Raw genomic sequence first — 26433 nt, forward strand, 5'->3', positions numbered from 1 at the left:
TGATGAAGACTTCCAAACAGATCGAAACCTGGTCGCCCTGGATCCTGCTGGTGGTCGTGCTGGTGCTGTGGGAGGTGATTTGCCGGGGCTTCGGTGTGTCGGAGTTCATCTTCCCGAGCCCCTCGCGCATCTGGACGCAGTTCTGGGAATACAAGGAAATCATCGGAGGCCATGCGTGGCGCACCTTCTGGGTGACGATGGCGGGTTTCGGCCTGGCGATCGTGGTGGGCGTGCTGCTGGGCTTCGTGGTCGGCAGTTCGCGCCTCGCCTATGCGGCGATGTACCCGCTCATGACGGCATTCAACGCGCTGCCCAAGGCCGCGTTCGTGCCGATCCTGGTGGTGTGGTTCGGCATCGGCGTCGGGCCGGCGATCCTCACCGCGTTCCTGATCAGCTTCTTCCCGATCATGGTGAACATCGCGACGGGTCTCGCCACGCTCGAGCCCGAGCTCGAAGATGTGCTGCGCGTGCTCGGCGCCAAGCGCTGGGACGTGCTGATGAAGATCGGCCTGCCGCGCTCGATGCCGTATTTCTACGCGTCGCTCAAGGTCGCGATCACGCTGGCCTTCGTCGGCACCACGGTCAGCGAGATGACCGCGGCCAACGAAGGCATCGGCTACCTGCTGATCTCCGCCGGCTCTGCCATGCAGATGGGCCTCGCCTTCGCGGGCCTGATGGTGGTCGGCGCGATGGCGATGGCGATGTATGAATTGTTCAGCGTGATCGAGAAGCACACCACCGGCTGGGCGCACCGCGGCTCACAGGGCGAATGACTGAAGCGCAGATCGCGATGGCGCTGCGTCGCGCGAACGAGGTGGCGAAACGCGCGATGGCGATGGGCCGCCATCCGTTCGGCGCCGTGCTGATCGCGCCCGATGGCGACACGGTGCTGGCCGAGCAGGGCAACATCGACACGGTGAACCACGCCGAGGCCACGCTGGCCCGCCACGCGGCGGACAACTGGCCGGCCGACTACCTCTGGCAGTGCACGCTGGTCACGACCTTCGAGCCCTGCGCGATGTGCGCCGGCACCAGCTACTGGGCGAACATCGGCCGCGTCGTGTACGGCGCGGAAGAAGCGGCCCTGCTCGCGCTGACCGGCGACCATCCCGAGAACCCGACGCTGAGCCTGCCGTGCCGTGAGGTGTTCGCGCGCGGCCAGAAGGCGGTCGAGGTGATCGGGCCAGTGCCCGAAGTGGCCGATGAAATGATCGCCGCGCACCGCGGCTTCTGGGAAGCGCGCGGCGGCTGATTCGCTTCAGCGCTTTTGCAGAACTTCGTCGAAGAGCGAGAGCAGTTCCCGCGCAAAGAGGTCCATGTTGCGCGGGCGGTCGGTGTGGCCGGTTTCGAGGGTCCGGCTCGCGCTGACCGCGCCGACCACCGCCACGCAAACGTGCCCCGGCGCGTCGCCGTAGGGGCTGCCCGCCGGACCGGCCGCACCGCTTTCACAAAGGCCCCAGCTCGCGCGATGGCTGTCGCGCATGCGGCCCGCGATGAAGGTCGCATACGGTTCCGTTTCGGCGCGCATGCCGACCATGTCGTCTTTTGTGAGCCCGAGCAACGCCTTGCCGGCGCGCCGCGAATAGACCACCGCACCGCCCAGAAAGAATGCCGAGGCGCCCGGGATGGCGAGCAGCGCAGCCGACACGAGTCCGCCGGCCGACGATTCGCCGACCGCAACAGTTTCGCCGCGCTGGCGCAAGGCCGCCCCGACGCGGTCGGCCAGAAAGGCGAGCGGTGGAAGCGCCGACATGCGTCAGCCCGCCAGCCCGACGTACACGTTCTGCACGTCGTCGTTCGCGTCGATCTCGGCCAGGAACGCCTCGACTTCTTCGAGGTGTTCGGCGCTCAGGTTCGCGGGGTCGATCGGGTTCTTCGCCTTGTAGGCGAGCTTGGCCGAGAGCACGCTGAAGCCCTGCGCCGGCAGCGCGCGGCTCACCAGGTCGAGGTCGGTCGCTTCGGTCAGGAACAGCGTGACACCGTCTTCGGCGCCCGGCTCGAAGTCCTGCGCGCCCGCTTCGATGGCGGCCACTTCGGGGTCGGCGCCGGCCGTCGCGGGCTCGGCTTCGATCATGCCGACGTGGTCGAAATCCCAGGACACCGAACCCGAGGTGCCGAGCTGCCCCTTGCGAAACAGCACGCGCATCTGCGGCGCGGTGCGGTTCACGTTGTCGGTCAGGCACTCGACCATCACGGCCACCTGGTGCGGCGCGAAACCTTCATAAATCACATGCTCGAAGTGCACTGCTTCGCCAGTGAGCCCGGCGCCCTTCTTGATCGCGCGGTCGAGCGTTTCCTTCGGCATCGACACCTTGCGCGCTTGTTCGACCACCAGGCGCAGTCGTGAATTCGAGCCCGGATCGGCGCCGCCGCGTGCGGCGACCATGATTTCCTTGGCCAGTTTTCCGAACAGCCGGCCCTTGGCATTCGCCGCCAGGTCCTTGTGTTTTGCTTTCCACTGCGCGCCCATGTCGTTGCTCCTTTTGTCGGGAATGGTTGTGCCGATGGTGGCACAAGCGAGGATCGGCCGGCGCGGTCAGAATCATCCGCATGAGCCATCTCTTCACCCCCATTGACATCGGCGCCTTGCCGCTCGACAACCGCATCCTCATCGCACCCATGTGCCAGTACTCGGCCACCGAGGGCACGCCTGGCGACTGGCACATGATCCACCTCGGACAGCTCGCGCTGTCGGGCGCGAGCCTGCTGATCCTGGAGGCCACGGCCGTCTCGCCGGAGGCGCGCATCACGCCCGCCGACCTCGGCCTCTACAGCGACGAAAACGAAGCCGGCCTCGCGCGCATCCTGAAGGCGATTCGCCAGTATTCGCCCATCAAGGTCGGCATGCAACTCGGCCACGCAGGGCGCAAGGCGTCGAGCGACGTGCCTTGGGACGGCGGCCAGCAGATCCGTTCCACCAACCCGCGCGGCTGGACCACGGTGTCGTCGTCGAACCTGCCGCACGGCCCCGACGACGACGCGCCGGTGGCGCTCGATGCGACCGGGCTCGCCAAGGTGCGCGACGACTTCGCGGCGGCCGCACGCCGCGCGGCGCGCCTGGGCATCGACGGGCTGGAGATCCATGCAGCGCACGGCTATCTGCTGCACCAGTTCCTCTCGCCCATCGCGAACCAGCGCACCGACGAATACGGCGGCTCGCTGGAAAACCGCATGCGCTTTCCGCTCGAAGTGTTCGATGCGGTGCGCGCCGCCGTCCCGGCCGAGGTGCCGGTGTGGGTGCGCCTGTCGGCCACCGACTGGGTGCCGGACGGCTGGGACATCGAGGGCACCCTCGCGCTGTCGAAGGCGCTCGAAGCGCGCGGCTGCGCGGCCATCCACGTGTCGAGCGGCGGCGTGTCGCCGCAGCAGACCATCCCGCTTTCGCCGGGCTACCAGGTGCCTTATGCCGCACAGGTCAAGCGCGAAGTCGGCATCCCGACCATCGCGGTCGGCTTCATCACCGAAGCCGAGCAGGCCGAAGCGATCCTCGCGAACGGTGAGGCCGATGCGGTGTCCCTGGCGCGCGGCATCCTGTACGACCCGCACTGGCCATGGCACGCCGCGGCCACACTCGGCGCCCAGGTGAAGGCGCCGCCGCAGTACTGGCGCTCGCAGCCGCGAGAGTTCAAGAACCTGTTCCAAGCGGCCGCGTTCGGGCAGCGCTGAGCCGGGCGTCAGACGCCGCCATAGCGCTCGGTGCGGATGCGCGCCGCACCGATGCCGACATCGAGCAGGCCGTTCGCCACCGCCTCCACGAAGCCATTGGCGCCGCACACGAAGACGTGTCGCGGGGTCCGGCCCCAGCGGTCGAGCAGGCCCCGCAGCGACGCGGCGTCGAGTCGGCGGCCAAGGTCGGTCGGACGTGGCGGCGCCCCCCGCGTCGTGACGGCGACGAAACGAAAGCCTGGCCCGCGCGCTTCCGCGGCAACGAATTCGTCGTAGCCGCACAGTTCCTCTGCGCTGCGCGCCGAATGCACCAAGAGAATGTCAGCGCCGGTGGTCGCAGCGGCAAGGCCCGCCCGCACCATCGCCATCAGCGGCGCGATGCCGGAGCCGCCGGCCACCAGCAGCAGCGGCCCACCGTCCTCGGGCCGCCACACGAAGTGGCCACCGAGCGGGCCGCGCACCTCCAGCGTGTCGCCGGTTCGCGCGATGTCGTGAAAGAACGGCGAGACCTCGCCGTCGTCGAGCCGCTCGATCAGCAGTTCAACCTCGCCCGCACCGGGCGCCGAAGCGACCGAGTAGCTGCGCTGCGCCACATAGCCGTCTTCGGCGGTCAGCCTCACGTCGACGTGCTGGCCAGCGCGGTGCGACGCGAGCGAGGTTTTCAGGAAGAAGCTCTTGAGGCGCGGCGTGCGCGGCACGATGCGCGTGAGGGTCGCTTCGTGCCACGGCCCGTCATGTGGCGCCGGGCTGCTCACGGATCGTCCGAATAGCGTTGCTGCCGCCACGGATCGCCGTACATGTGATAGCCGCGCAACTCCCAGAACCCGGCCTCGTCGCGCGCGGTGAACTTGAGGCCCTTGAGCCACTTTGCGCTCTTCCAGAAATACAGGTGCGGCACCAGCAGGCGCGCCGGCCCACCGTGTTCGGTGGTGAGCGGCTCGCCGCCGAAATGCGTCGCGACCATTGCACGACCGCCGATCAGGTCGGCCACCGGCACGTTGGTGTCGTAGTCGTCGAACGAGAGCGCCAGCAGAAAGTCAGAGGGCGGTGCGATACCGGCGGCGGCGAACAAGTCGTCGACGCTCACGCCTTCCCAGCGGGTGTCGAACTTCGACCAGGTGGTCACGCAGTGGATGTCGCCCTTCCATTCGGTGCGCGGCAGCGCTTCGAATTCGACCCAGGTCCAGCTGGCGAGCGGCTTCGCGCCGTGGCTCAGGGTGAAGCGCCAGCTGTCGAGGTCGATGCGGGGTGTCGGGCCTTTGGAGAGCACCGGAAAGTCATCGGTCTCGAACTGGCCCGGCGGAAGGCGCCGGGCGAAGGCGGCGGTCAGACGCCTGCCGTTGAAACCACGCGTCGTGACCATCTCGATGCTCCTGCAAGTTGCGCAACAGCCAGTTTAAGCAGCTTGCGCGAGCGGGATCACCTTCATCCCGCGATGAATCTCCGCCTCGCCATGCCGCGCGAGCAACTGCATCAGGTGTTTGCGAATCAGCATGCCGGGCTTGTCGGATTCCATCGAGTACTCGACGCCGCGGCGGCGCGTGTCGACCAGCGCATCGGGATCGGTGGATTCGAGGATGTCCTTGTCTTCGCGCGTGATCTCGTCGTCGAAGTCGATCAGCATCTGCGCCGCGCAATCGGCCTCGGTGTCGTTGCGGAACAGCCATTGGCACAGCTGCATGCGCCCGTCGTCGATCGGCGTGAAGCAGTTGATGATGATGTGGCGAATGCCCGACGGGTACTCGATGTCGAGCCGCCGCGAGAACGGCAGGAAATACGCGTTGCGCATGTGGCGCGTGGTGATCGGGTCTTTCACGCCGCTGATCGCGTGGAATTTTTCGGGGTTGGCCGCGTCGATCACCGTCTCTGCGTAGAAGCCGCCGTCGTTCTCGACCAGGTTGTACTGGCTCGGCTTGGGGCTGGCCGCCACGCCGAAGGTCGCGCGGTGCACGAAGCTGAAGTGCGAGTTGTCGAAGGAGTTCTCGAGCGCACGCATCGGGCTCGTGTTCCAGCTTTCGTAGAACTGGAAGATCGTGCGGTAGGCCGGATCGTCGAACTCGGGGAACGCGGGAATGTCGGCGATCGGGTCTTCGAGCGCGACCCACGCGTAGCCGTAGCGCGCGCTGCAGTGGTAGGCCGGAGTCTTGTACTCGGGCGAGATCTTGCGGTCGGGCTCGTACTGCGGAATGCGGATGACCTGGCCGCTGCGGTCGTAGGTCCAGCCGTGGTAGCCGCACTGGATGGCGCCGCTGCCGCAGGGCTTGCCCTCGGTGTCGACGCACCAGCCCTTGGACAGCTTCGCGGTGCGGTGGCAGCAGCGATCGCGCAGCGCAGCAGGCTGGCCATCGGCATCCATGAAAAGAACGATGTCTTCGCCGAGCAGCCTGAAAGGTTTGGGGCCGTTGGCCAGTTCGGTGAGCGGCATGACGGCATGCCAGAACTTGCGGAAGACGGGTTGTTGGGTGACGAGCATGCGTGGAACTCCTTGGGGTTGCGTGTGGGGACGAACTCAAAGAGCAATTTCCGACCACGGCCTGTTCGATGGACAGGTGCCGGGCTGAACGCTTCTACTCTGGGCAAGTTGCGATGCAAATTGCGGGCCCGATTGTCCCGCGGAACGCGGGGTTCGTGTGCCGTGGCGGTATGCTCTGAAAATGATAGCAACTGCCCGCATGCTCACCCTCGTCGGCATCTGCCTGCTGGCCGTGGCGTGCAGCACGCCGCGCGCACCTTCTTCCCGAACTTTTTCTTACCCGACGCTCACGCCCGAGCAGTCGAGCGACATTGCCATCCACGCGCTCGGCCTCGTCGGTACGCCCTACCGTTACGGCGGCAACACGCCGGACAGCGGCTTCGACTGCAGCGGCCTCATCGGCTACGTCTACCGCAGCCGCGCGGGCATCGCACCCCCACGCACTGTGGCGCAACTCGACGGTTTCGGCCAGCCGGTGAGCACGAGCGAGCTGCGCACCGGCGACCTCGTCCTCTTCGGCGGCGGTCGGCCCTTTCATGCCGGCATTTACGTGGGCGAAGGCCGCTTCGTGCATGCGCCTTCCACCGGCGGCGAAGTGCGCCTCGACCGTCTCGCCAGCGTGTACTGGTCGAAGCAAGCGGTCGCGGTACGCCGGCCCTGAAGGTCGTGGCTGGCATGCGTCGTGCATGACACGACGCAAGAGTAGAAGCGTTCAGCTGCGCACGCACCACCGACGTGCGCCGCCCGGAAATTGCTCTTGAAGCGCCTCCTGCCCCGTCCCGTCGGATGGCAAGGGGAAATTCAAGACCACAAGATTCGTGACCCACGCCATGCAACGCCGTTCCTTCCTCATTGCCAGCACCGCCACAGCCGGCGCCCTCGCCTTCCCGACCGTGTTCGCCCAGAGCGGCAAGCTCACGCCACTCAAGTTCACGCTCGACTTCCGCATCAACGGCCAGACCTCGCCGTTCTTCCTCGCGCAAGCCAAGGGCTACTACAAGGACGAAGGTCTCGACGTGACGCTGGACACCGGCGCCGGCTCGGTCGCGTCCATCACCCGCATCGCGAGCGGCGTCTACCAGATGGGCCTGGGCGACATCAGCTCGCTGGTCGAGTTCAATGCGCAAAACCCCGGCACGCCGGTGGTGCAGGCGGTGTACCAGTACTACAACCGCGCACCGTTCGTGATCATCGGCCGCAAGGACCGCGGCGTGACCGGCGACTTCAAGAGCCTGCAGGGCAAGAAGGTCGCAGCGGCCGCGGTCGAATCGACGCGCCGCGCCTGGCCGATGGTGGCGCGCAAGCAAGGCATGAAACCCGACGCCTTCGCCTGGCAAACCACCGACTTCAGCGCGCGCGACAACGTCATGGTGCGCGGCGACGTCGATGCCGCCACCTACTTTCACGACTCCGCCATCTCGCTCTTCGCGCGCATGAAGCCCGAGGAGTTGTCGGTGCTGAAGTACGCGGATGCGGGCGTCAATCTCTACGGCAACGCGGTCCTCGCGAGCAGTAATCTCATCGCGCAGAGCCCGAAGGTGGTCGCGGCTTTCCTGCGGGCGACCAACCGCGCGATCGTCGAGACTTTCGCGCACCCCGGCCCGTCGATCGCGGCGATGCGCCAGCGCGAACCGATCCTCGACGAGAAGATCGAGCTCGACCGCTGGGCCATCACCGCGCAGTACGTCGGCGCGGCCGACACGCGCGCGCACGGCCTCGGCGACATCAAGAAGTTCACGCTCGAGCAGCAGGTCGACGAAGTGGCCGAGGTGTTCGGGCTCAAGACCAAACCCTCGGCCGATGCGCTGTTCAACACCTCGATGCTGCCGCCGCGCAGCGAACGCATGATCAAGGCATGAACCTCCCTGAAGAAACCGAACTCGACGAACGCGACGGGCGCTACCTGCGCAAGGCCATCGGCTGGTCGCACGCGGCACGTCGCCGCGGCAACCGACCCTTCGGCTCCATCATCGTGTCGGCCGACAACGAAGTGCTGACTGAAGCCTGGAACAGCACCGCCGAAACGGCCGACTGCACCGGCCACGCCGAGATGAACGCGATCCGGGCACTGGCCGAGCGCAAGCTCACGCGGGAGCAGCTCGCCGGCGCGACGATCTATGCATCGGGCGAGCCGTGCGTGATGTGCGCGGGCGCGATCTTCTGGTCGGCCATCGGCCGCGTGGTGTTCGGCATCGATGCCGAAAGACTGCGCGTCTACCGCGGCGAGCGCGGCGACCAGCGCGACGCCGAACTCTCGTGCCGCGACGTGTTCCGCGCCTCGCCGCATGCGATCGAATGCATCGGGCCTGCGCTGCTCGACGAAGCGAGTGCTGCGCACGACGGGGCTTGGAAAACCTGAGTTCGCCGCTCGCCCTGCCTTCTCTCAGCCGATATACGAAACGTTCGGACGCGCCAATGTGCTGCGCACGAGCTCGGCACGCTGAGTGACCTTCAGGCAGGAGTTTTCCAGGTGCGTCCGCAGCGCCGCTTCGGCAGCGCCGATGTCACCCCCCGCCAGCGCCTGGAACACGGCAAGGTGCTCGGCCATGAAAGGGTCGCGCCGCGGCATCGGCGCGGCACCGCCGAGCACGTGCTTGCTGAGCGTCAGGATGCAACGGGTCCGCTGCAGGCTGTCGAGCAGCGGCTGGTTCCGGCAATGCGCCAGGAACGCGACGTGCAGATCGTGCTCCAGACTGTCCATCTCCGCGCGCGAAACCTTCGGATAGGCCTTCATGGCCTTGCGCAGGCGGTGGACCATGGCCTCGGCCTCGCCCTTCGGCGCGGCGAGGGCTGCGACGCGCAGCGCCGCGGGCTCCAGCAGCCAGCGCAGTTCGTACAGATGGCGGATGCGCTCGCCCTCCAGCGGCAAGACAGCCCAGCGCAGGCGTTCGTCCTTTTCGATCAGCCCGAGCCCCTCCAATCGGAGAAGCACGTCGCGCGCCACTGTCCGTCCCACGTTGAAATGCCGCGCCAGTTCGAGTTCGTTGATACGACAGCGATCGAACACCGACAAATGCACGACGTCCTGCTCCACCTGCTGGTAGATCGATTCCCAGCCCGGCGCGTTGCGCACCGGCGCTGCACTGTCGCCATGCCCCAGCATGGCGGCGGTCAGCGTCACGCGGGAGGGGAGCACCCCGGCGGGCCCGGCCAGCATGCCGCGTCCCTCGAACCGGCTCACCAGCCCCTCGAAATCCAGTGCCTGCAGTGCCTGGCGCACGGGCGTGCGCGTCACGCCGAGGATGTCGGCCACGTGGCCTTCCAGCAGCACGGCGCCCTGCGGAATGGAGCCGCACGAGATGGCGTCGCTCAACACCCTCTTGACACGTGCGTGGATCGGCGAGCGCAGCCGGCGATCGCCGTCGGCACGTTCGTCGGGGACTGATTCCTCGGGTTCCAGCGTCACTTCGTCGAATCCTTTGTTCAATCGATCGATGGTAAGTCGGCCCGCCGCTTCGACAACTCCGATCAGGGAAAACCATAGTGCTTACTGCCGGCATTAGTCGTTTACATTGACTTCCGTCCGCACTGGTCATTATTTATATGAATTACGACTTCGACTTCAGCTTTCTGTCGACGCACTGGCAAGCACTGCGTGACGGCATGCTGCTGACGCTGCGCATGTCGGTCGCGACGATTCTGTTCGGCTTCCTTGCTGGCGTCGCATTGGCGGTGGTCCGCACGCAAGGGCCGCCATGGGCAAGCCGCTTGGTCACGGGATACGTGGACCTGATCCGCAACACACCGCTGGTGATCCAGGCTTTTTGGCTATTTTTCGGTCTTGCCGCACTGCAGATCCGTGTGCCGGCAATGGCCGCCGCGGTCATCGCGCTGACGATCAACGTGTCGGCCTACACCACGGAAATCGTGCGAGCAGGCATCGAATCGATCCCACGCGGACAACTCGAGGCGGCGTCGTGTCTGGGCATGTCACGCTGGACGATGCTGCGCCTCGTGATCCTGCCGCAGGCGGTCGAACGCATGTACCCCGCGCTGATCAGCCAATTCGTCCTGATGATGCTGGCGACGTCGATCATGTCGCAGATCTCGGCCGAGGAACTCACTGCAGCCGGCTACGCAATCCAGTCCGAGACCTTCCGTGGATTCGAGATCTACCTCGTGATCGCCGTGCTCTATCTCTTGATGTCATGGCTACTCCGACTTTCGATGGCCGGTGTCGCCGCCTTGGCCTTCACCCGCCGACGCAGGCTCAAGACGCCGCTCTGAGTCGACTCGACTTTCCAAGGAAAAAAAGATGGACGGCATCTCGATCAGTCAACTCGGCTTCATCTTCAAGGGTGCGGGCTGGACCCTGGTGCTCTCGGCCATGGGGTTCGCGGGCGGGGCCTTGGTGGGCCTGCCCCTGGCGCTGGCCCGTGCTCGCGGCGGGCGAGTGCTGCGCCTCCTGTCAGGGGCTTATGTGCAGTTGATCCAGGGCATTCCGCTGCCGGTCGTGATGTTCCTCTGCTATTTCGGCATCAGCATCGCGGGCTTCGAAGTACCGGCGTTGGTGGCCGCGGCCATCGCCATGACGGCCTATTCGAGCGCCTATCTCGGCGAGATCTGGAAGGGCTGCATCGAGGCCGTATCGCGCACCCAGTGGGAAGCGGCCGAATGCCTGGCGCTCCGCCCGCTGCAGCGCATCGTCTACGTGATCCTGCCGCAGGCGACCCGCGTCGCGATCGCGCCCACCGTGGGCTTCCTGGTGCAGATCGTCAAGAACTCCTCGTACGCGGTGGTGATCGGCTTCTTCGATCTCACCTATTCGTCGAAGGTCGTCAACAACTCGACCTTCAAGCCCTTCCTCGTGTTCAGCGTGGCGGCACTGATCTATTTCGCCATCTGCTATCCGCTGTCGTCGCTCTCGTACCGACTCGAAAAGCGAATGGCGCGGCGTTGATTGCTTCACCGTCGAACCCTCAAACAACGGAGCCCCAAGTGATGGACGAAATCGTCAAGTTCGACAAGGTCTGCAAATCCTATGGCCCCACGCCGATTCTCAAGGGCGTGAGCTTCTCGGTCGGCCGCGGCGAGGTGGTCGCGTTGATCGGCCGCAGCGGCTCGGGCAAGACGACGGCGCTGCGCTGCATCAACGGTCTGGAAACGATCCAGGGCGGCGAGTTGCACGTGTGCGGCCGCGCCATGCACGGCGCCGGCGTCGATCTGCTGACGCTGCGCCAGGAAGTCGGCATCGTCTTCCAGAGCTACAACCTGTTCCCGCACCTCACGGTGCTACAGAACATCACGCTCGCTCCGCGCAAGGTCAAGGGCGTGCCGCGCAAGGAGGCCGAGGAGCTCGCCATGCACGTCCTGCACAAGGTCGGACTGCACGAGCGCGCCGGCTACTACCCCGAACAGCTCTCAGGCGGTCAGCAACAGCGCGCCGCGATCGCCCGCTCACTGGCGATGCAGCCGAAGCTGATGTTGTTCGACGAGGTGACTTCGGCGCTCGACCCGGAACTGACCGGTGAGGTGCTGCGCGTCATCGAAGGTCTGGCCGAGGACGGCATGACGATGGTGCTGGTCACGCACGAGATGGCGTTCGCGCGCTCCGTGGCCGACCAGATCATGTTCATGCACCAGGGCATCGTCTGGGAATGCGGCCGTGGCGACCTGCTCACGCAACCGGCCACGCCCGAGCTGCAGCAGTTCGTCGGTAGCGGTCTCTGACGCCTTTTCTCTTTCCCGCTTTCACATCAAAAACCCCACGGAGACACACCCATGATTTTCAACCGCCGCCAGATCGCCCTGCTGGTTTCCGCGCTGCTGCTCGGCGTGTCCGCCAGCGCGTCTGCCGACACCCTCGACACCATCAAGCAACGCAAGAAGATCCTGATCGCCGTGGACATCGGCGCTCCGCCCTACGGCATGCTGGACCAACAGGCCCAGCAATCGGGCTCGGATGTCGAGGCGGCACGCCTGCTTGCCAAGGATCTGGGCGTGGAACTGGAGATCGTGCCTGTGAATGGCCCGAACCGTGTTCCTTTCCTATTGAGCCGCAAGGCCGATGTGGTGATGGCATCGTTTTCTATCACCGACGAGCGCAAGAAGGTCATCGACTTTTCCGAGCCCTACGGCGTCGTCCCCGTAGTGATCGGTGGCCCCGCCGCCGCAAAGCTCGCGAGCTTCGCCGACCTGAGCGGCAAGACCGTGGCCGTGACACGCGGCACCACCAGCGACCAGGAGCTGACACGCGGCAGCAAGGAAGTGGCCGGCGTCACCATCGTTCGCTACGAGGACGATGCCACCACCAACACCGCCCTGGCCACGGGCCAGCAAGACTATCTGGCAGCCGCGCCCAGCGTGATTCCGGCTGTGAAGAAGAGCAACCCGTCGCGCGACATCGTCGTGAAGTTCACGATGAAGTCCTACCCCTACGGCATCGGCTTGCGCAAGGACGACGTCGCCCTCAAGGCCTGGCTTGACACCTGGGTGAAGGCCAACCTCAAGAACGGCAAGTTCAACGAGATCTACACCCGCTACTTCGGCATGTCGCTGCCGCCCGAGATGTTGAAGTAATTGCCACCACGGAAAGCGCGCCCATGTTGACTCCCATTGAAGAGAAGCCCATCACGCAACCGCCGCTGCGGCCGCACGCCCGCGTGATCCGCCTGCATCCGCAGGACGATGTCGTGATCTCGCTCGACCAGCTGGTCTCGGGCACGCATATCGCGAGCGAAGGCGTCACCGTTTCCGGTCTGGTGCCACCGGGCCACAAGCTCGCGACACGGGCAGTAGAAACAGGCGCCGCAGTGCGCCGCTACGGCCAGATCATCGGCTTCGCCAGCCAGCCGATCCGTGCCGGACAGCATGTGCACACGCACAACCTCGCCATGGGCGACTTCACGCGCGACTATGCGCATGCGGTCGATGCCAGGCCTGCGCCCCGCGCCGAGGCTCCGGCGACCTTCCAGGGCATCGTTCGCGAGGACGGACGCGTGGCCACGCGCAACTACATCGGCATCCTGACCTCGGTCAACTGCTCGGCCACGGTGGCGCGCGCCATCGCCGACCACTTCCGGCGCGACATCCATCCCGAGATGCTCGCGGCTTTTCCCAACGTCGACGGCGTGGTCGCACTCACGCACGGCGCCGGTTGCGCAGTCGACCCCGAGGGCGAAGGCCTGGCCATCCTGCAGCGAACCCTCGGCGGCTATGCCTGCCACCCCAACTTCGCAGGCGTGCTGGTGATCGGCCTCGGCTGCGAGACCAACCAGATTCCGAAGCTGCTCGCCACGCAGGGCCTCAGCGACAGCGCACGCCTGCGCAGCTTCACGATCCAGGACACGGGCGGCACCACGCGGACCATCGCGCACGGCATCGAGCAGATCAAGGCAATGCTGCCGCAGGCCAACGACGTGAAGCGGCAGACCGTGCCGGCTAGCCATCTGGTGATCGGCCTGCAGTGCGGCGGCTCCGACGGTTACTCCGGCATCTCGGCCAACCCGGTGCTCGGCGCTGCAGTGGACCTGCTCGTGGCGCATGGCGGCACCGCCATCCTGAGCGAGACGCCGGAGATCTACGGGGCCGAGCATCTGCTGACGCGCCGCGCAGAATCCGCCGACATCGGCCACAAGCTGGTGGCGCGCATCCGCTGGTGGGAGGCCTACTGCGCGCGCAACGGCGCCGCGATGGACAACAACCCATCCTCCGGCAACAAGGCTGGCGGCCTGACCACCGTGCTGGAGAAGTCTCTGGGCGGTATCGCCAAGGCGGGCTCGACCAACCTGGTCGATGTCTACGAGTACGCGCAGCCGGTGCGCGCGCACGGGCTGGTGTTCATGGACACGCCCGGCTACGACCCGATCTCCGCCACGGGACAAGTGGCCGGCGGCGCCAACCTGATCTGCTTCACCACAGGGCGCGGATCGGCCTACGGCTGTGCACCCTCGCCATCGTTCAAGCTGGCGACCAACACCGCCCTGTGGGAGCGCCAGTCCGACGACATGGACCTGAACTGCGGCGAGGTGCTCGACGGCACGCGCAGCATCGCCGAGCTGGGCGAGCGGCTGTTCCGCATGCTGCTCGCCACGGCCTCCGGCCAGCCCTCGCGCAGCGAACTGCATGGCTATGGGCAAAACGAGTTCGTCCCGTGGCAGATCAGCGTGATCACCTAAATCCAGTCCCACCTTCCCAACATTCGCACCACTGTTTTTCCCCATGACCCTCTCCGCTCCCCGCTACCGCGGCATCTACCCGGTCGCGCCCACCACCTTCACCGAATCCGGCGCGCTCGATCTCGCGAGCCAGAAGCGCTGCTTCGACTTCATGATCGACTCCGGCGTCGACGGCATCTGCATCCTGGCCAACTTCTCCGAGCAGTTCCTGCTGTCGGACGACGAGCGCGAAGTGCTGACCCGCACCGCCCTCGAACACATCGCCGGCCGCGTGCCGGTGATCGTGACGACCACGCACTTCGGCACCACCGTCTGCGCCGAGCGCAGCCGCCGCGCGCAGGGCATGGGCGCGGCCATGCTGATGGTGATGCCGCCTTACCACGGCGCCACCTTCCGCGTGCCCGAGGCGCAGACCTTCGAGTTCTATGCGCGGCTGTCCGATGCGGTGTCGATCCCGATCATGGTGCAGGACGCGCCGGCCAGCGGCACGGTGCTCTCCGCCGCCTTCCTCGCGAAGATGGCGAAAGAGATCGAGCAGGTCAGCTACTTCAAGATCGAGACGCCCGGTGCGGCCAGCAAGCTGCGCGAGCTGATCCGCCTGGGCGGCGAAGCCATCGAAGGGCCCTGGGACGGCGAGGAAGCGATCACGCTGCTGCCCGACCTGGACGCGGGTGCCACCGGTGCGATGACGGGCGGCGCCTTCGCCGACGGCATCCGCCCGATCATCGAGGCGCACCGCGCCGGCGACATGGACCAGGCCTTCGCGCTGTACCAGCGCTGGCTGCCACTGATCAACGTCGAGAACCGGCAGGCCGGCTTTCTCGCGGCCAAGGCGCTCATGAAGGAAGGTGGCGTGATCGCCTGCGAGGCGCCGCGCCATCCGTGGCCGGCGATGCACCCCGAGGTGCGCAAGGGACTGATCGCGACAGCCAGGCGGCTCGATCCGCTCGTGCTGCGCTGGGGCAAATAAAGGAAGCGACATGCAACAACACGACAACCTGATCGGCGGCGAATGGAAGAAGGGCGCGAGCTACAGCCCGAACCTGAACCCGTCGAACCTGGGCGACACCATCGCCGAGTACACGCAGGGCGATGCCGCCCAGGTCGATGCGGCCGTGGCCGCCGCGACGGCTGCGTTCCCCGCCTGGTCCACCAGCGGCATCCAGATGCGCTCCGACGCGCTCGACAAGATCGCCACCGAGATCCTGGCGCGCAAGGAAGAGCTGGGCACGCTGCTGGCGCGCGAAGAAGGCAAGACCCGCGCCGAAGGCATCGGCGAGGCGACCCGCGCCGGCCAGATCTTCAAGTTCTTCGCCGGTGAATGCCTGCGCCTGGCCGGCGAGATCATTCCGTCGGTGCGCCCGAACATCGGCGTGGAGATCACGCGCGAACCTGTCGGCGTCGTCGGCCTGATCACGCCGTGGAACTTCCCCATCGCGATTCCGGCCTGGAAGATCGCGCCGGCCCTGGCCTTCGGCAATTGCGTCGTGCTCAAGCCCGCCGACCTCGTTCCCGGCTCGGCCTGGGCCCTGGCCGAGATCATCAGCCGCTCGGGCATCCCCGCGGGCGTCTTCAACCTGGTGATGGGCCGCGGCAGCGTCATCGGCAATGCGCTGGTCGAGCACCCCGGCATCCACGCCATCAGCTTCACCGGCTCGGTCGGCGTGGGTCGCGCCATCGGCGTCCGGTGTGTGACCAACCAGAAGAAAGTGCAGCTGGAGATGGGCGGCAAGAACCCACAGGTGATCCTGGACGACGCCGACCTGAACCAGGCGGTGGAACTGAGCGTGCAGAGCGCCTTCTATTCCACCGGCCAGCGCTGCACCGCGTCGAGCCGCTTGATCGTCACCAACGCCATCTACCCCAAGTTCATCGAAGCGATGAAGGCGCGCATGGAGAAGATCAAGGTGGGCGATGCCCTGGTGCAAGGCACGGACATCGGCCCGGTCTCCAGCCAGAGCCAGCTCGACCAGGATCTGGCGTACGTGAAGATCGGCCAGGACGAGGGCGGCACGCTCGCCATCGGCGGCCAGCGCCTGAAGCTGGACACCGACGGCTTCTACATGTCGCCGGCGCTGCTGGTGGACACCGACAAGGCCGCGCGCATCAACCGCGAAGAGGTGTTCGGCCCGGTGGCCAGCGTGATCCGCGTGAAGGACTACGAAGAGGCGCTGGCCACGGCTAACGACACGGAGTTTGGCCTGTCGGCGGGCATCGCGACGACCAGCCTGAAGTACGCGACGCACTTCAAGCGCCACAGCCAGGCGGGCATGGTGATGGTGAACCTGCCGACGGCGGGGGTGGACTACCACGTGCCCTTTGGCGGGCGCAAGGGCTCGAGCTACGGCCCGCGCGAGCAGGGCAAGTACGCGCAGGAGTTCTTCACGGTGGTGAAGACGGCGTACACGCTGGCCTGAAGACAACACAAGCAGTCTCCCACCCGATCAGCAAGCTCAAAACGGATGCACGCACCAAAGGTCAATGTGCGATCGCGACCTGCAACAACCACATGCGCCTGATGCAGGGGTAAGGCGCGGTTAGCAAGACCCCTTCTCGTAGTGACTTTCTCAGAATCAATTCAAACCAGGAGACATCATGACCCGTCATTTCCACATCGCTGCAGCCGCTATCGCCCTTGCGAGTTCATTCGCAGTACATGCCGCCGGTCCCGCAGTCGTCAACGGTCCCGGCGAAAACCCGGGCTGCTTCAAGCCCTGGGACGCCAAGACCAAATACTTTCAGTGGCCGGCCAAAAAAGGTCCGTATCGCATTGCACTTGCCAATGGCTTCGTTGGAAACACCTGGCGCATCCAGATGATCAAAATGGCCAAAGCCTATGCAGCAACTCCCGAGATGAAGTCCCAGATCAAGGAGTTCAAGATCGTCTCGACGGGTACCGACGTGGCCGCACAAATCGCTGCGATGGACAACTTCATCAATTCGGGCTACGACGCGATCGTCACGCTGGCCGTCAATCCCGCTGCTTTCGCGCCAGTCATCCGGCGCGCCAACGCAGCCGGCATCGTGGTTGTGCCTTTCGACAACGTGCTCGACACGGATCAGGTCATGATGGTCAACGAAGACCAGCACCGCATCGGCACACTGTCAGGGGAGTGGTTGACGAATAACCTCAAGGGCAAGAGCGGCAAGCTTCTGGAGGTGCGTGGACTCGCGGGCAACTCGGTGGATCGGGATCGACACGATGGATTCCGCACAGTGGTGGAGGCACCGGGCAACAAGTTCGAAGTCGTGGAGGTCGTCGGCAACTGGGACGACGGAACCGCGCAAAAGGCGGTGGCCGATGCCGTCTCGGTGCACAAGAAATTCGATGGCATGTTCGTCCAGGCGGGTTCGACCGGCGCCGTGCGTGCGCTGATCGATGCCAAGCACCCGATGATTCCAGTCGCCGGAGCCGATGAGAACGGTTTCCGAAAGCTCTGCGTTGCCAACGCCAAGGACGGACTGCTTTGTGCTTCGATCGGTCAGTCGCCGGGACTGGTTGCCATTTCGATGAAGGCCGCCATTTCTGCACTGCAGGGCAAGGTGATGCCGCAGATGATCTCGGTGCCGATTCCCCAGGTCAGTCACCCGAACTTCAAGGCAGGCGAGAACTACTACCCTGATCTGACCGACAACTTCTTCACCGCCAACGAATTTCCGGCCTGTGACGTGACCCTGACGGCCAAGGACATCATGTCCAAGGACGAGAAGAACAATTGAAAGGGCGGCATGTCACCCATCCTTCAACTCGTCGATATTGCCAAGAAATACGGGGGCGTCCGCGCGCTGGAGCGCGCTCAGTTCTCCTGCGCGGCGGGTCGCATCCATGCACTGCTCGGAGAAAACGGGGCCGGCAAGTCCACGCTGATCAAGATCATGACCGGCGTGGTGCAGCCAGACGCCGGTCGTATCGTGCTGGAAGGCCGTGACCGCCAGTTTGGCCATCCCAAGGAAGCGGTGGCAGCAGGTATCGCCTGCATATTTCAGGAGCTTTCGTTGATGCCGAGTTTGAGCGTCGCCGACAACATCTGCATCACCGATCCACCGACACGGTTCGGGCTTGTCGATCGCGTCGCGCAACGGCGGATTGCCGAAGAGGCGCTCGCGCGAGCTGGGGCGGAGGACATTCACCCCATGGCGCCGGTCGGGGACCTGACGTTGTCGCGGCGGCAGATGGTGGAGATCGCGAAGGCGTTGGCGCGAAAGCCCAAGATCCTGATCCTCGACGAAGCGACATCGGCACTGACTGCGGCCGACGTATTGCGCGTCTTCGAGTTGCTCAAGCGACTTCGCAATGAAGGCATGGCCATCGTCTACATCTCGCACCGCATGAATGAAATCGCGGAACTGGCCGACGACTGTTCGGTATTTCGCAATGGAAGTCATGTCGCGACTTTTGAAGCCGGGACGTGCAGCAACGCGCAGATGGTAGAGATGATGATTGGCCGCGACATCAAGCATGTGTATCCGCCCAAGACCACGCCGACGCCCGATGCGCTGCGCCGGCCCGCACTCGAAACGCGCGGCCTCAGCTGGAACAATCGGCTTCACGGCGTCGATCTTTCGGTCAGTCCGGGCGAGATCGTGGGCCTGGGCGGCCTCGACGGTCAAGGGCAGCGTGAGTTTTTTCTGGCGTTGTTCGGTGTTCTGCGTGGCGTGGAGGGCCAGATTCTCGTGGACGGGAAGCCGGTTTCCATTCGCAATCCGGGGCACGCGAAATGCGATGAACTTGCCATCGCTCTCGTGCCGGAAGATCGCAAAACCGACGGCCTGATGCTCCCCATGTCGGTGGGTGACAACCTGGGCTATGCATCGCTGAAGCGGTTCAGCCGGAGGGGCGTGTTGGACCGCGACAAGGAATCCGCAGCCGTGGCCACGATGGTGAAGCGACTATCGATCAAGGTGTCGAATTCCTCGGTACCCGTCGGCACGCTGTCGGGAGGAAACCAGCAGAAGGTCGTGATCGGAAAGTGGCTTCTGAACGCGCCGCGTGTCCTGTTATTGAGTGACCCTACACGCGGCATCGACGTCGGCACCAAGCAGGAGATCTATCTGCTGCTGCGTCAACTTGCCGACGCGGGCACCGCCATCCTTTTGTATTCGACCGACTATGCCGAACTGATCGGCTGCTGCGACCGTGTCGCCGTGTTCTTCGATGGGCGCGTAGTGCGCTGGCTCGCGGGCGAGCAACTGACCGAGCGGGCGCTCGTGTCAAGCGCCCTCAACCTTTCCGAGGAAACCGTATGAAACAGAGTGATGCGTACTACTTGCTGAGAGAGCATCGCGCGACGTTGGTGGCCGCGGGTCTCTTCGTTGTCATCTTTGCAATCTATATCGGCAAGCACCAGATGGGATGGACTTCGGCGGTCCTCACGACCGCCGCGAACAAAGGCGTGTTGCTCGCGGTTGTGGCGATGGCACAGACACTGGTCGTTCTGACGGGCGGCATCGACCTCTCGGTGGGCATGGTGTTCGTTCTTGCGAACTGCCTGTCATCGCACTGGGTCGTGGGAACACCGGCGCAGGCTGCGCTTGGCGCGGTGGGTGTGCTGATGATGGGTGCGCTGTGCGGATTCATCAATGGTGCGATCATCGTTTACGGACGACTGCAGCCCATCATCGCCACGCTTGCCACCGGCAGCATCTACTACGGTCTGGCGCTCGGACTGCGGCCGGTACCGGGCGGCGAAGTTCAACCTGACGTCGCCGATGCACTCACAGGCACGCTTCCAGGTGGGGTGCCTTCCATGCTGGTCGTGCTGCTTGTCGTCGTGCTCGTGGTCTGGGTGCCGTATCGAAGATCGGCACTGGGTCGGTCGGCGCTCGCCGTCGGCTCATCGGAGGCCGCGACATACATGTCGGGCGTCTCTGTCGGACGTACCAGAATCGTGACCTATTCGCTGGCAGGACTGTTGGCCGCGACGGGTGGCGTGCTGCTGACTTTCGTGACGTACTCAGGCGAAGCATCATCAGCGATCGGCAGCGTCTACACGTTGAATTCCATCGCAGCCGTGGTCATTGGAGGCGCGGTTCTGGCGGGCGGCAGCGGCAGCGCTGTAGGTTCGATCTTCGGCGCCTTCGCGCTGCGCACCATTGGCGACCTTCTGTTCGTCTTCGACCTCGAACCTCTTTGGCAACCGCTATTCCAGGGCCTGGTCCTGCTGGCCGCCGTCAGCTTCGGCGCGTTCGGGCTGTTCAAACTGCGCAATCGCCTGGAGATCTACAAATGACCGCCGCCGTGACAACCCTTTCAAGTCGGCTGCGGAGTTCGGACCACTTCCCGGTCGCGGCAGGTGCAGTCTGCACGGTAGCGATGCTTCTGGTCGGCAGTCTCTATTCGAAAAACTTTCTCTCCGCCGACTACCTGCTCATGCAGTTGCAGATCGCCTCGTTCCTCGGCGTGATTGCAACGGGCGCCATGCTCGTCATCCTGCTCGGAGCCATCGATCTCTCGGTGCCCTGGCTTGTCACTGTCGGCGGCATGATGTCTGCTGCTGCTGCCGGATGGTGGGGCGAAACTGGCGCATGGTTCGCAATTCCCTTTGGCATCCTTTGTGGCGCTGCGCTGGGCCTTGTGAATGGCATCGGCGTGGCTTATCTTCGCGTGCCGTCCATGATCTTTACGCTAGGAATCAACGCCGTCGCGCAGGGATTGATCGTTCTCCAGACTGGCGGTTTTGCGCCGCAGGACCGGGCGACGCCCGCAATGCATTTGCTGGCAACCGGCCGTGCCGTGTTCGGCATACCGAATGCACTGTGGGTCTGGGCGGCGATCGGTGCAGCGACTTTCTTCCTGCTGCACCGCACCACGTTCGGACGTTCGGTGTACGCCATCGGCAACCGTGAGCGCGCCGCTTATCTGTCCGGTGTCGATACGCGACGGATCACGTTGCTTTGCTTCGTGATTGCCGGCGCCTGCTCGGCCGCCGCAGGCGTTCTGCTCACTGGCTATTCCACCAAGGCTTACCAAGCCATGGGCGACGCATATCAGCTTCCTGCGATCGCGGCCGTGGTATTGGGAGGTACGCGCATCCTCGGCGGGAAGGGAGCCTATCTGGGGACTGTGGTGGGTGTCGTCATGATCACACTGCTGCAATCGATCCTCTCGGTCATGCAGATCTCGGAGATGGGACGCCAAGTCACCTACGGCGTGGTGATCATTGCAATGTTGCTCGTCTACGGTCGCGATCGGCACCACTCGGCATGAACGCATCAGACAACCGGAGCATGGGATGACGCTGCAACTGACATCTTCTTTCGAGGTAATCGATCCAATTTTTCGTGGCCTGGTCTTTCCGAATGTCAATGTAGAGAAGCTCTATACGGGCTGCCGGTGGGCCGAAGGGCCGGCGTGGTTCGCGGCGGGGCGATATCTGGTGTGGTCGGATATACCGAACGATCGCATCTTGCGCTGGGACGAAACGGACGGGTCGGTGTCGGTCTTTCGACAGCCCGCGCTGAATGCCAACGGGAACACGGTCGATCTGCAGGGTCGGCTGGTGTCGTGCGAGCATCGCGGACGGTGCGTATCGCGTACCGAGCACGATGGCAGCCGCACCATCCTGGCTTCGCACTACGACGGCAAACGACTCAACTCACCAAACGATGTGGTGGTCAAATCCGACGGAAGCATCTGGTTCACCGACCCCAGCTACGGCATCGATAGCGACTACGAAGGCGATGCTGCTCCCACTGAGATCTATGCGCGATGCCTGTATCGGATCGATCCCGAAAACAGCCATGTCGCCTTGGTGGCCGACGGCTTCATACAACCCAACGGCTTGGCGTTCTCCCCGGACGAGCAATTGCTCTACGTGGCCGATACCGGCGCGACTCACGTGCCCAACGGCCCGCGGCATATCCGCAGATTCAACGTTCGAGCCGATGGACGCGGACTCGATGGTGGAGAAGTCTTTGTCGAGTCCAGCAACGGCTTGTTCGACGGATTTCGCATTGACGCGTCGGGCAATATCTGGACGAGTGCCGGAGATGGCGTCCACTGCGTGACTCCCCAGGGGCGATTGATTGGAAAGATTCTCTTACCCGAGGCCGCCGCGAATGTTTGTTTCGGGGGAGCGAAGAGCAACCGCCTGTTCATCTGTGCGACGACGTCGCTCTATTCGGTGTATCTCAATGCACGCGCAGCTTCCCGATCCCGGTTCATGTGATCGGCCAAACGAGTTGTCGAATCGCACCGCTCAAACCCATCGACTCCATCCCGCCTGGAGAAGCTGAGGCAACCGCTTAGCGGCAATTCGCCAGTCAGTCCGCCACGACGGCGGCATGACTTGAACCAGGCGGCATCCTCGAATCCCGGGGTGACTCAGTCCTTACACTTGCAGAATGCCCTGGCACGCACGCCTTCACCTCGCCTATCAAAACGAATCCGACCGCACCGTCGCACGCTTCAAGCACGACGGGCCGCTGCGCATCCTGCAGAGCCTTTATCCCGAGGGCGATGCGGTCTGCCACAACGTGCTGGTGCATCCGCCGGGCGGCCTGGTCGGCGGCGACACGCTCGACATCGCCATCGAAGCCGCCGCCGGAAGCCATGGCCTCGTCACGACGCCCGGCGCCTCGCGCTTCTATCGCTCCGAAGGCGAACTCGCGCTGCAGCGCACGAAGATCCGGCTGGCGGCCGGTGCGCGGCTCGAGTGGCTGCCGCTCGAAGCCATCTGCTACAGCGGATGTCTGGCCGAGAACCGCATCACGGTCCACGCCGAGCCCGGCGCCGAACTCATCGGCTGGGACATCACGGCGCTGGGTCTGCCCAACGCCAACCTGCCCTTCGAGCGCGGCACGCTGCTGCAGCACATCGAGGTGCCGGGCGTGTGGCTGGAGCGCGGACGCATCGACGCCGCCGACCATCGTTTGCTGCAAAGCCCGATCGGTCTGGCGGGCCAACGCTGCATTGCGTCGCTCTTCTTCGTGGCGGGCTCGCCGATCGCAAAGGCGCGGCGCGATGCACTGCTCGACATCGCGCGTGGCTTGCTCGAAGCGCACGCGCTGTGCGAGAGCGCAGGCGCGACCAGTCCGCAACCCGAAGTGATCGTGCTGCGCGTGCTGGCGCCCGTGGTCGAGCCCGCGATGCAGTTGCTGCGGCAGGTGTGGACCGCATGGCGTGCCGAACTGTGGTCACTGAGCGCGGCGCCACCGCGCATCTGGGCCATGTAGATCAAAGCAAAGGAACAAACATGAGCGACAAGATTCTGGTTTTCTACGGCTCGTACCGGTCCGACCGGATGGGCGTGCGGCTCGCCGACTACGTCGTCGCGGGCCTGAAGGCGCGCGGCGCCGAGGCGGAACTGGTCGACGCCAAGGCCGTCGACCTGCCGATGCTCGACCGCATGTACAAGGAATATCCCAAGGGCACCGCGCCCGCGGCGATGGAGGCGTTGGCGCAAAAAATCATCGGTGCCGACGCGTTCGTCTTCATCACCGGGGAATACAACTGGGGACCGCAACCGGGCCTGAAGAACCTGACCGACCACTTTCTCGAAGAGTGGTTCTGGCGGCCCGCCGCGATCGCCAGCTATTCCGCAGGCCGTTTCTCGGGCGTGCGCTCCGGCACGGCGTGGCATTCGATCCTTTCGGAGATGGGCATGGTCGTGGTGTCGAGCACCCTCGCGGTCGGCCCGATTTCGCAAACGCTCGACGACCAGGCGCAGCCGGTCGGCGCACCGGGCCAATCGCTCGACAAGTCGTTCGGCCGATTCGCCGACGACCTGGCCTGGTGGACCGAAGCCGCACGCGCCCAACGCGCGCGCCGGGCACCGCCCTACTGAGCGGCCGCGAGCGCCGTGCGCCCGCGAAATTCGGTGAGTACAGCAGCAAGCCAAGCGCGATGAAGCCGCCGCCCAGCAAGCTGAGGGCGGTCCATCCGTGAAACGCGTACACCGCGCGGCCAGGCCAGACGCTACGGCTGCGCAGAGGAACACGAAGGTCATGTAGAGCCCGTTCAGCCGGCCGCGCAGTTCGGGCGCCAGCATGAAGAGGCTGCGGATGCTCAGCACCTGGCCCAGCTGCACCGCGGCATCGAGCAACACACCCGCGACCACCAGGCCGGCCAGCGAGTGGAAGTGCACCGACACCGCGCCGATCGCGAACGACAGGATGGCGATCACCATCGCCGCGCCGGTCGCGGGCCGCGTGAGGCCGCGGTCGGCCAGCCGGCCGGCCCAGGGCGCGGCCAACGCACCGGCGGCGCCCGCGAGCGCAAACACGGCGATGCCGCCCTGGCCCAAGCCGAACTCGTGCACCAGCGCGAGCGGCACCGCTGTCCAGAAAGCCTGAAAGCCCGCGAACATCGTGCCCTGATAGAACGCGCGGCGGCGCAGCACAGGCGTGCGCCAGACCATCCCCGGCAACGAAGCCATGGTGCGCACGTAGCCGATGGAGCCGTGTGGCTGACGGTCCGGCAAGGCACGCCACAGCACGACGATCAGGCTGGCCATGATCAGCGCCGAAATCCAGAACACCGCGCGCCAGCCGAGGCCGGCCGCGACGAGGCTCGAGAACGGCCGCGCCAGCATGATCCCGCCGACCAGCCCGGCCATGATGTTGCCGACCACCTTGCCCCGCGTCGCCTCCGGCGCCAGGTGGGACGCAAAGGGCACCAGCACCTGCGCCGCGACGGCGCACAGACCCACCACGAACGAGGCTGCCATGAAGGTGACGGCCGACCCGGAGAGCGCGATGCCCACCAGCCCCAACACCGCACCGACCAGCGCGCCGACCACCAGCCGCCGGTTCTCCACCACGTCGGCCAGTGGCACGAGCAGGAGCAGCCCAGCGCCGTAGCCGAGCTGCGTCAAAGTCATGATCAAGCCGGCCAGGCCGGCGTGCAGCCCGAGTTCGGCAGAAATCGGACCGATCAGCGGCTGCGCGTAATAGATGTTGGCGACGCACAGGCCGCAGGCCACGGCGAAGACGAGCGTGAGGCCCGTGGTCAGGCCACGGGGAGAAGGAGCTTGGGGAAGGGGCACGGCAGGCGTCTCGGGTGAGGCGAACAGGGCGTTCGCAAGGGCGTGCGGGTCGACCCGAGCCGCGGGCACCTTAGCATGTGGACCTCATTCATGCTTTCACAGGGGAACCCGCCATGACTCAGGCCCGCGCCTACGCCGCCCATTCCGCCACCACACCACTGGTGCCCTTCACGTTCGAACGCCGCGCGCCACTCGCGCGCGACGTGGCCATCGACATCCTGCATTGCGGCGTGTGCCACTCCGACCTGCACACCGCGCGCGGCGAATGGGGCCACACGGTGTTCCCCTGCGTGCCGGGCCACGAGATCGTCGGGCGCGTCACGGCCATCGGCGACGGCGTGTCGAAGTTCAAGGTGGGCGACTTCGTCGGCGTCGGCTGCATGGTCGACAGCTGCCAGCATTGCCAACCCTGCGCCGACGGCCTGGAGCAATACTGCGACAACGGCATGACCGACACCTACAACGGCCGCGAGCAGCAAGGCAAGGCCAACACCCTCGGCGGCTATTCCGACCACATCGTGGTGCACGAGAAGTTCGTGCTGCGCGTGTCGCACGCCGAGGCCGACCTCGCTGCCGTCGCGCCGCTGCTGTGTGCGGGCATCACCACCTACTCGCCGTTTCGCCAGTGGGACGTGGGTCCGGGCCAGAAGGTCGGCGTGGTCGGGCTCGGCGGCCTGGGCCACATGGGCGTGAAGATCGCCGCCGCGATGGGCGCGCACGTGGTGCTCTTCACCACCTCGCCGGGCAAGCGCGACGACGCGCTCAAGCTCGGCGCGAAGGAAGTCGTCGTTTCGAAGAACCCGGACGAGATGAAAGCGCATCGCAACAGCTTCGACTTCATCCTCAACACCGTGGCCGCGCCGCACAACCTCGATCCGTTTCTGCAACTGCTGAAGCTCGACGGCACCATGACACTCGTCGGCGCGCCGGCTTCGCCGCACCCCTCACCGACAGTGTTCGGTCTCATCATGAAGCGCCGCCGCCTCGCCGGATCGCTCATCGGCGGTATCGCAGAGACGCAGGAAATGCTCGACTTCTGCGCCGAGCACCAGATCCTCGCGGACATCGAAACCATCGCGATCGACCAGATCGAAACCGCGTATGAGCGCATGTTGAAGAGCGACGTGAAGTACCGCTTCGTGATCGACATGGGGACGCTGAAGGCGGCGCACTCCGCCTGAGCGCCCGCCCG

At 65.3% G+C, this 26433-nt stretch carries 27 protein-coding genes and 1 pseudogene; 21 read left to right on the top strand and 7 right to left on the bottom strand.

Going from position 1 to position 26433, the window contains the following annotated elements; translation table 11 throughout:
- Positions 1-2: 2 nt before the first annotated feature.
- Entirely contained in the window at positions 3-773 is a 771-nt protein-coding gene (locus AX767_RS04370; RefSeq protein ID WP_068633341.1) for an ABC transporter permease, read from the top strand.
- A complete protein-coding gene (locus tag AX767_RS04375) occupies positions 770-1252 on the top strand; it encodes a nucleoside deaminase (RefSeq protein WP_068628958.1) in 483 nt (160 codons plus the stop codon). Before AX767_RS04370 ends, AX767_RS04375 begins: the two co-directional genes overlap by 4 nt.
- 6 nt (positions 1253-1258) lie before the next feature.
- On the opposite strand, the gene AX767_RS04380 is transcribed toward AX767_RS04375, so the two are convergent.
- Both AX767_RS04380 and AX767_RS04385 read right to left on the bottom strand, forming a co-directional pair.
- Entirely contained in the window at positions 1259-1753 is a 495-nt protein-coding gene (locus tag AX767_RS04380; RefSeq protein ID WP_068628959.1) for a CinA family protein, read from the bottom strand.
- A 3-nt stretch (positions 1754-1756) separates the two neighbouring features.
- Entirely contained in the window at positions 1757-2470 is a 714-nt protein-coding gene (locus AX767_RS04385; protein WP_068628961.1) for a YebC/PmpR family DNA-binding transcriptional regulator, read from the bottom strand.
- An 80-nt stretch (positions 2471-2550) separates the two neighbouring features.
- Here AX767_RS04385 and AX767_RS04390 point away from each other — a divergent pair, with 80 nt between their 5' ends.
- On the top strand, positions 2551-3666 hold the full coding sequence (locus tag AX767_RS04390; protein WP_068628963.1) for an NADH:flavin oxidoreductase/NADH oxidase: 1116 nt from the start codon (positions 2551-2553) through the stop codon (positions 3664-3666).
- A gap of 8 nt (positions 3667-3674) precedes the next feature.
- Here AX767_RS04390 and AX767_RS04395 read toward each other — a convergent pair whose 3' ends face one another.
- From AX767_RS04395 to AX767_RS04405, 3 genes are read right to left on the bottom strand one after another with little or no spacing between them, the layout of a single operon-like run.
- Entirely contained in the window at positions 3675-4421 is a 747-nt protein-coding gene (locus AX767_RS04395) for an FAD-binding oxidoreductase (RefSeq protein ID WP_068628965.1), read from the bottom strand.
- Entirely contained in the window at positions 4418-5029 is a 612-nt protein-coding gene (locus AX767_RS04400) for a sulfite oxidase-like oxidoreductase (protein ID WP_068628967.1), read from the bottom strand. Before AX767_RS04400 ends, AX767_RS04395 begins: the two co-directional genes overlap by 4 nt.
- 33 nt (positions 5030-5062) lie before the next feature.
- Entirely contained in the window at positions 5063-6139 is a 1077-nt protein-coding gene (locus AX767_RS04405) for an aromatic ring-hydroxylating dioxygenase subunit alpha (RefSeq protein ID WP_068628969.1), read from the bottom strand.
- 199 nt (positions 6140-6338) lie between these two features.
- Here AX767_RS04405 and AX767_RS04410 point away from each other — a divergent pair, with 199 nt between their 5' ends.
- The 3 genes from AX767_RS04410 (at position 6339) to AX767_RS04420 (ending at position 8498) form a co-directional block, all read left to right on the top strand.
- Complete coding sequence (locus tag AX767_RS04410; RefSeq protein WP_335338847.1) at positions 6339-6800, top strand: C40 family peptidase; 462 nt, start codon at positions 6339-6341, stop codon at positions 6798-6800.
- A 169-nt stretch (positions 6801-6969) separates the two neighbouring features.
- A complete protein-coding gene (locus AX767_RS04415; RefSeq protein ID WP_068628973.1) occupies positions 6970-7998 on the top strand; it encodes an ABC transporter substrate-binding protein in 1029 nt (342 codons plus the stop codon).
- On the top strand, positions 7995-8498 hold the full coding sequence (locus AX767_RS04420; protein WP_068628975.1) for a nucleoside deaminase: 504 nt from the start codon (positions 7995-7997) through the stop codon (positions 8496-8498). The genes AX767_RS04415 and AX767_RS04420 overlap by 4 nt, the downstream gene beginning before the upstream one ends.
- Positions 8499-8522: 24 nt before the next feature.
- Here AX767_RS04420 and AX767_RS04425 read toward each other — a convergent pair whose 3' ends face one another.
- A complete protein-coding gene (locus AX767_RS04425) occupies positions 8523-9545 on the bottom strand; it encodes a GntR family transcriptional regulator (protein ID WP_082755121.1) in 1023 nt (340 codons plus the stop codon).
- A gap of 137 nt (positions 9546-9682) precedes the next feature.
- Here AX767_RS04425 and AX767_RS04430 point away from each other — a divergent pair, with 137 nt between their 5' ends.
- The 14 genes from AX767_RS04430 (at position 9683) to AX767_RS04495 (ending at position 24041) form a co-directional block, all read left to right on the top strand.
- On the top strand, positions 9683-10366 hold the full coding sequence (locus AX767_RS04430; RefSeq protein ID WP_068628979.1) for an amino acid ABC transporter permease: 684 nt from the start codon (positions 9683-9685) through the stop codon (positions 10364-10366).
- Positions 10367-10394: 28 nt separating this feature from the next.
- A complete protein-coding gene (locus tag AX767_RS04435) occupies positions 10395-11039 on the top strand; it encodes an amino acid ABC transporter permease (protein WP_068628981.1) in 645 nt (214 codons plus the stop codon).
- Between the two features lie 41 nt (positions 11040-11080).
- Positions 11081-11809, top strand: coding sequence for an amino acid ABC transporter ATP-binding protein (locus tag AX767_RS04440; protein ID WP_068628983.1), 729 nt, complete (start codon positions 11081-11083; stop codon positions 11807-11809).
- A gap of 51 nt (positions 11810-11860) precedes the next feature.
- A complete protein-coding gene (locus AX767_RS04445; protein WP_068628985.1) occupies positions 11861-12658 on the top strand; it encodes a transporter substrate-binding domain-containing protein in 798 nt (265 codons plus the stop codon).
- 23 nt (positions 12659-12681) lie between these two features.
- Entirely contained in the window at positions 12682-14256 is a 1575-nt protein-coding gene (locus AX767_RS04450; protein ID WP_068628987.1) for a UxaA family hydrolase, read from the top strand.
- 43 nt (positions 14257-14299) lie between these two features.
- Positions 14300-15226, top strand: coding sequence for a dihydrodipicolinate synthase family protein (locus AX767_RS04455; RefSeq protein ID WP_068628989.1), 927 nt, complete (start codon positions 14300-14302; stop codon positions 15224-15226).
- 10 nt (positions 15227-15236) lie between these two features.
- Positions 15237-16673 carry an aldehyde dehydrogenase family protein gene (locus AX767_RS04460; protein ID WP_068628991.1) on the top strand — a complete coding sequence of 479 codons (1437 nt, stop codon included), beginning with the start codon at positions 15237-15239 and terminating at the stop codon, positions 16671-16673.
- Positions 16674-16851: 178 nt separating this feature from the next.
- Complete coding sequence (locus AX767_RS04465) at positions 16852-17976, top strand: sugar ABC transporter substrate-binding protein (RefSeq protein ID WP_068628993.1); 1125 nt, start codon at positions 16852-16854, stop codon at positions 17974-17976.
- Between the two features lie 9 nt (positions 17977-17985).
- Positions 17986-19503, top strand: coding sequence for a sugar ABC transporter ATP-binding protein (locus tag AX767_RS04470; protein ID WP_068628995.1), 1518 nt, complete (start codon positions 17986-17988; stop codon positions 19501-19503).
- On the top strand, positions 19500-20486 hold the full coding sequence (locus AX767_RS04475; protein WP_068628997.1) for an ABC transporter permease: 987 nt from the start codon (positions 19500-19502) through the stop codon (positions 20484-20486). The genes AX767_RS04470 and AX767_RS04475 overlap by 4 nt, the downstream gene beginning before the upstream one ends.
- Positions 20483-21463: an ABC transporter permease gene (locus AX767_RS04480; protein ID WP_068628999.1), complete on the top strand. Its 981-nt coding sequence runs from the start codon at positions 20483-20485 to the stop codon at positions 21461-21463. The genes AX767_RS04475 and AX767_RS04480 overlap by 4 nt, the downstream gene beginning before the upstream one ends.
- A 25-nt stretch (positions 21464-21488) precedes the next feature.
- Positions 21489-22424, top strand: coding sequence for an SMP-30/gluconolactonase/LRE family protein (locus tag AX767_RS04485; RefSeq protein WP_068629001.1), 936 nt, complete (start codon positions 21489-21491; stop codon positions 22422-22424).
- 175 nt (positions 22425-22599) lie between these two features.
- Complete coding sequence (locus AX767_RS04490; RefSeq protein WP_068629002.1) at positions 22600-23430, top strand: urease accessory protein UreD; 831 nt, start codon at positions 22600-22602, stop codon at positions 23428-23430.
- Between the two features lie 20 nt (positions 23431-23450).
- Entirely contained in the window at positions 23451-24041 is a 591-nt protein-coding gene (locus AX767_RS04495) for an NADPH-dependent FMN reductase (protein WP_068629004.1), read from the top strand.
- A gap of 189 nt (positions 24042-24230) precedes the next feature.
- Here the strand turns inward: AX767_RS04495 and AX767_RS20910 are convergent.
- Positions 24231-25310 (bottom strand): annotated as a pseudogene (locus AX767_RS20910) (MFS transporter); the annotation flags it as partial.
- A 44-nt stretch (positions 25311-25354) separates the two neighbouring features.
- On the opposite strand from AX767_RS20910, the gene AX767_RS04510 reads away from it, so the two are divergent.
- Positions 25355-26422, top strand: coding sequence for an NAD(P)-dependent alcohol dehydrogenase (locus AX767_RS04510; protein WP_068629012.1), 1068 nt, complete (start codon positions 25355-25357; stop codon positions 26420-26422).
- Positions 26423-26433: the final 11 nt, after the last annotated feature.

Source organism: Variovorax sp. PAMC 28711, from assembly GCF_001577265.1.
In the GTDB taxonomy this organism is placed as follows: Bacteria; Pseudomonadota; Gammaproteobacteria; order Burkholderiales; family Burkholderiaceae_C; genus Variovorax.

Excerpts from the sequence above, each read along its gene's own strand:
- AX767_RS04370 (WP_068633341.1), top strand. The coding sequence starts at position 3 with ATGAAGACTTCCAAACAGATCGAAACCTGGTCGCCCTGGATCCTGCTG.
- AX767_RS04375 (WP_068628958.1), top strand. The coding sequence starts at position 770 with ATGACTGAAGCGCAGATCGCGATGGCGCTGCGTCGCGCGAACGAGGTG.
- AX767_RS04380 (WP_068628959.1), bottom strand. The coding sequence starts at position 1,753 with ATGTCGGCGCTTCCACCGCTCGCCTTTCTGGCCGACCGCGTCGGGGCG.
- AX767_RS04385 (WP_068628961.1), bottom strand. The coding sequence starts at position 2,470 with ATGGGCGCGCAGTGGAAAGCAAAACACAAGGACCTGGCGGCGAATGCC.
- AX767_RS04390 (WP_068628963.1), top strand. The coding sequence starts at position 2,551 with ATGAGCCATCTCTTCACCCCCATTGACATCGGCGCCTTGCCGCTCGAC.
- AX767_RS04400 (WP_068628967.1), bottom strand. The coding sequence starts at position 5,029 with ATGGTCACGACGCGTGGTTTCAACGGCAGGCGTCTGACCGCCGCCTTC.
- AX767_RS04405 (WP_068628969.1), bottom strand. The coding sequence starts at position 6,139 with ATGCTCGTCACCCAACAACCCGTCTTCCGCAAGTTCTGGCATGCCGTC.
- AX767_RS04410 (WP_335338847.1), top strand. The coding sequence starts at position 6,339 with ATGCTCACCCTCGTCGGCATCTGCCTGCTGGCCGTGGCGTGCAGCACG.
- AX767_RS04415 (WP_068628973.1), top strand. The coding sequence starts at position 6,970 with ATGCAACGCCGTTCCTTCCTCATTGCCAGCACCGCCACAGCCGGCGCC.
- AX767_RS04420 (WP_068628975.1), top strand. The coding sequence starts at position 7,995 with ATGAACCTCCCTGAAGAAACCGAACTCGACGAACGCGACGGGCGCTAC.
- AX767_RS04430 (WP_068628979.1), top strand. The coding sequence starts at position 9,683 with ATGAATTACGACTTCGACTTCAGCTTTCTGTCGACGCACTGGCAAGCA.
- AX767_RS04435 (WP_068628981.1), top strand. The coding sequence starts at position 10,395 with ATGGACGGCATCTCGATCAGTCAACTCGGCTTCATCTTCAAGGGTGCG.
- AX767_RS04440 (WP_068628983.1), top strand. The coding sequence starts at position 11,081 with ATGGACGAAATCGTCAAGTTCGACAAGGTCTGCAAATCCTATGGCCCC.
- AX767_RS04445 (WP_068628985.1), top strand. The coding sequence starts at position 11,861 with ATGATTTTCAACCGCCGCCAGATCGCCCTGCTGGTTTCCGCGCTGCTG.
- AX767_RS04450 (WP_068628987.1), top strand. The coding sequence starts at position 12,682 with ATGTTGACTCCCATTGAAGAGAAGCCCATCACGCAACCGCCGCTGCGG.
- AX767_RS04455 (WP_068628989.1), top strand. The coding sequence starts at position 14,300 with ATGACCCTCTCCGCTCCCCGCTACCGCGGCATCTACCCGGTCGCGCCC.
- AX767_RS04460 (WP_068628991.1), top strand. The coding sequence starts at position 15,237 with ATGCAACAACACGACAACCTGATCGGCGGCGAATGGAAGAAGGGCGCG.
- AX767_RS04465 (WP_068628993.1), top strand. The coding sequence starts at position 16,852 with ATGACCCGTCATTTCCACATCGCTGCAGCCGCTATCGCCCTTGCGAGT.
- AX767_RS04470 (WP_068628995.1), top strand. The coding sequence starts at position 17,986 with ATGTCACCCATCCTTCAACTCGTCGATATTGCCAAGAAATACGGGGGC.
- AX767_RS04475 (WP_068628997.1), top strand. The coding sequence starts at position 19,500 with ATGAAACAGAGTGATGCGTACTACTTGCTGAGAGAGCATCGCGCGACG.
- AX767_RS04480 (WP_068628999.1), top strand. The coding sequence starts at position 20,483 with ATGACCGCCGCCGTGACAACCCTTTCAAGTCGGCTGCGGAGTTCGGAC.
- AX767_RS04485 (WP_068629001.1), top strand. The coding sequence starts at position 21,489 with ATGACGCTGCAACTGACATCTTCTTTCGAGGTAATCGATCCAATTTTT.
- AX767_RS04490 (WP_068629002.1), top strand. The coding sequence starts at position 22,600 with ATGCCCTGGCACGCACGCCTTCACCTCGCCTATCAAAACGAATCCGAC.
- AX767_RS04495 (WP_068629004.1), top strand. The coding sequence starts at position 23,451 with ATGAGCGACAAGATTCTGGTTTTCTACGGCTCGTACCGGTCCGACCGG.
- AX767_RS04510 (WP_068629012.1), top strand. The coding sequence starts at position 25,355 with ATGACTCAGGCCCGCGCCTACGCCGCCCATTCCGCCACCACACCACTG.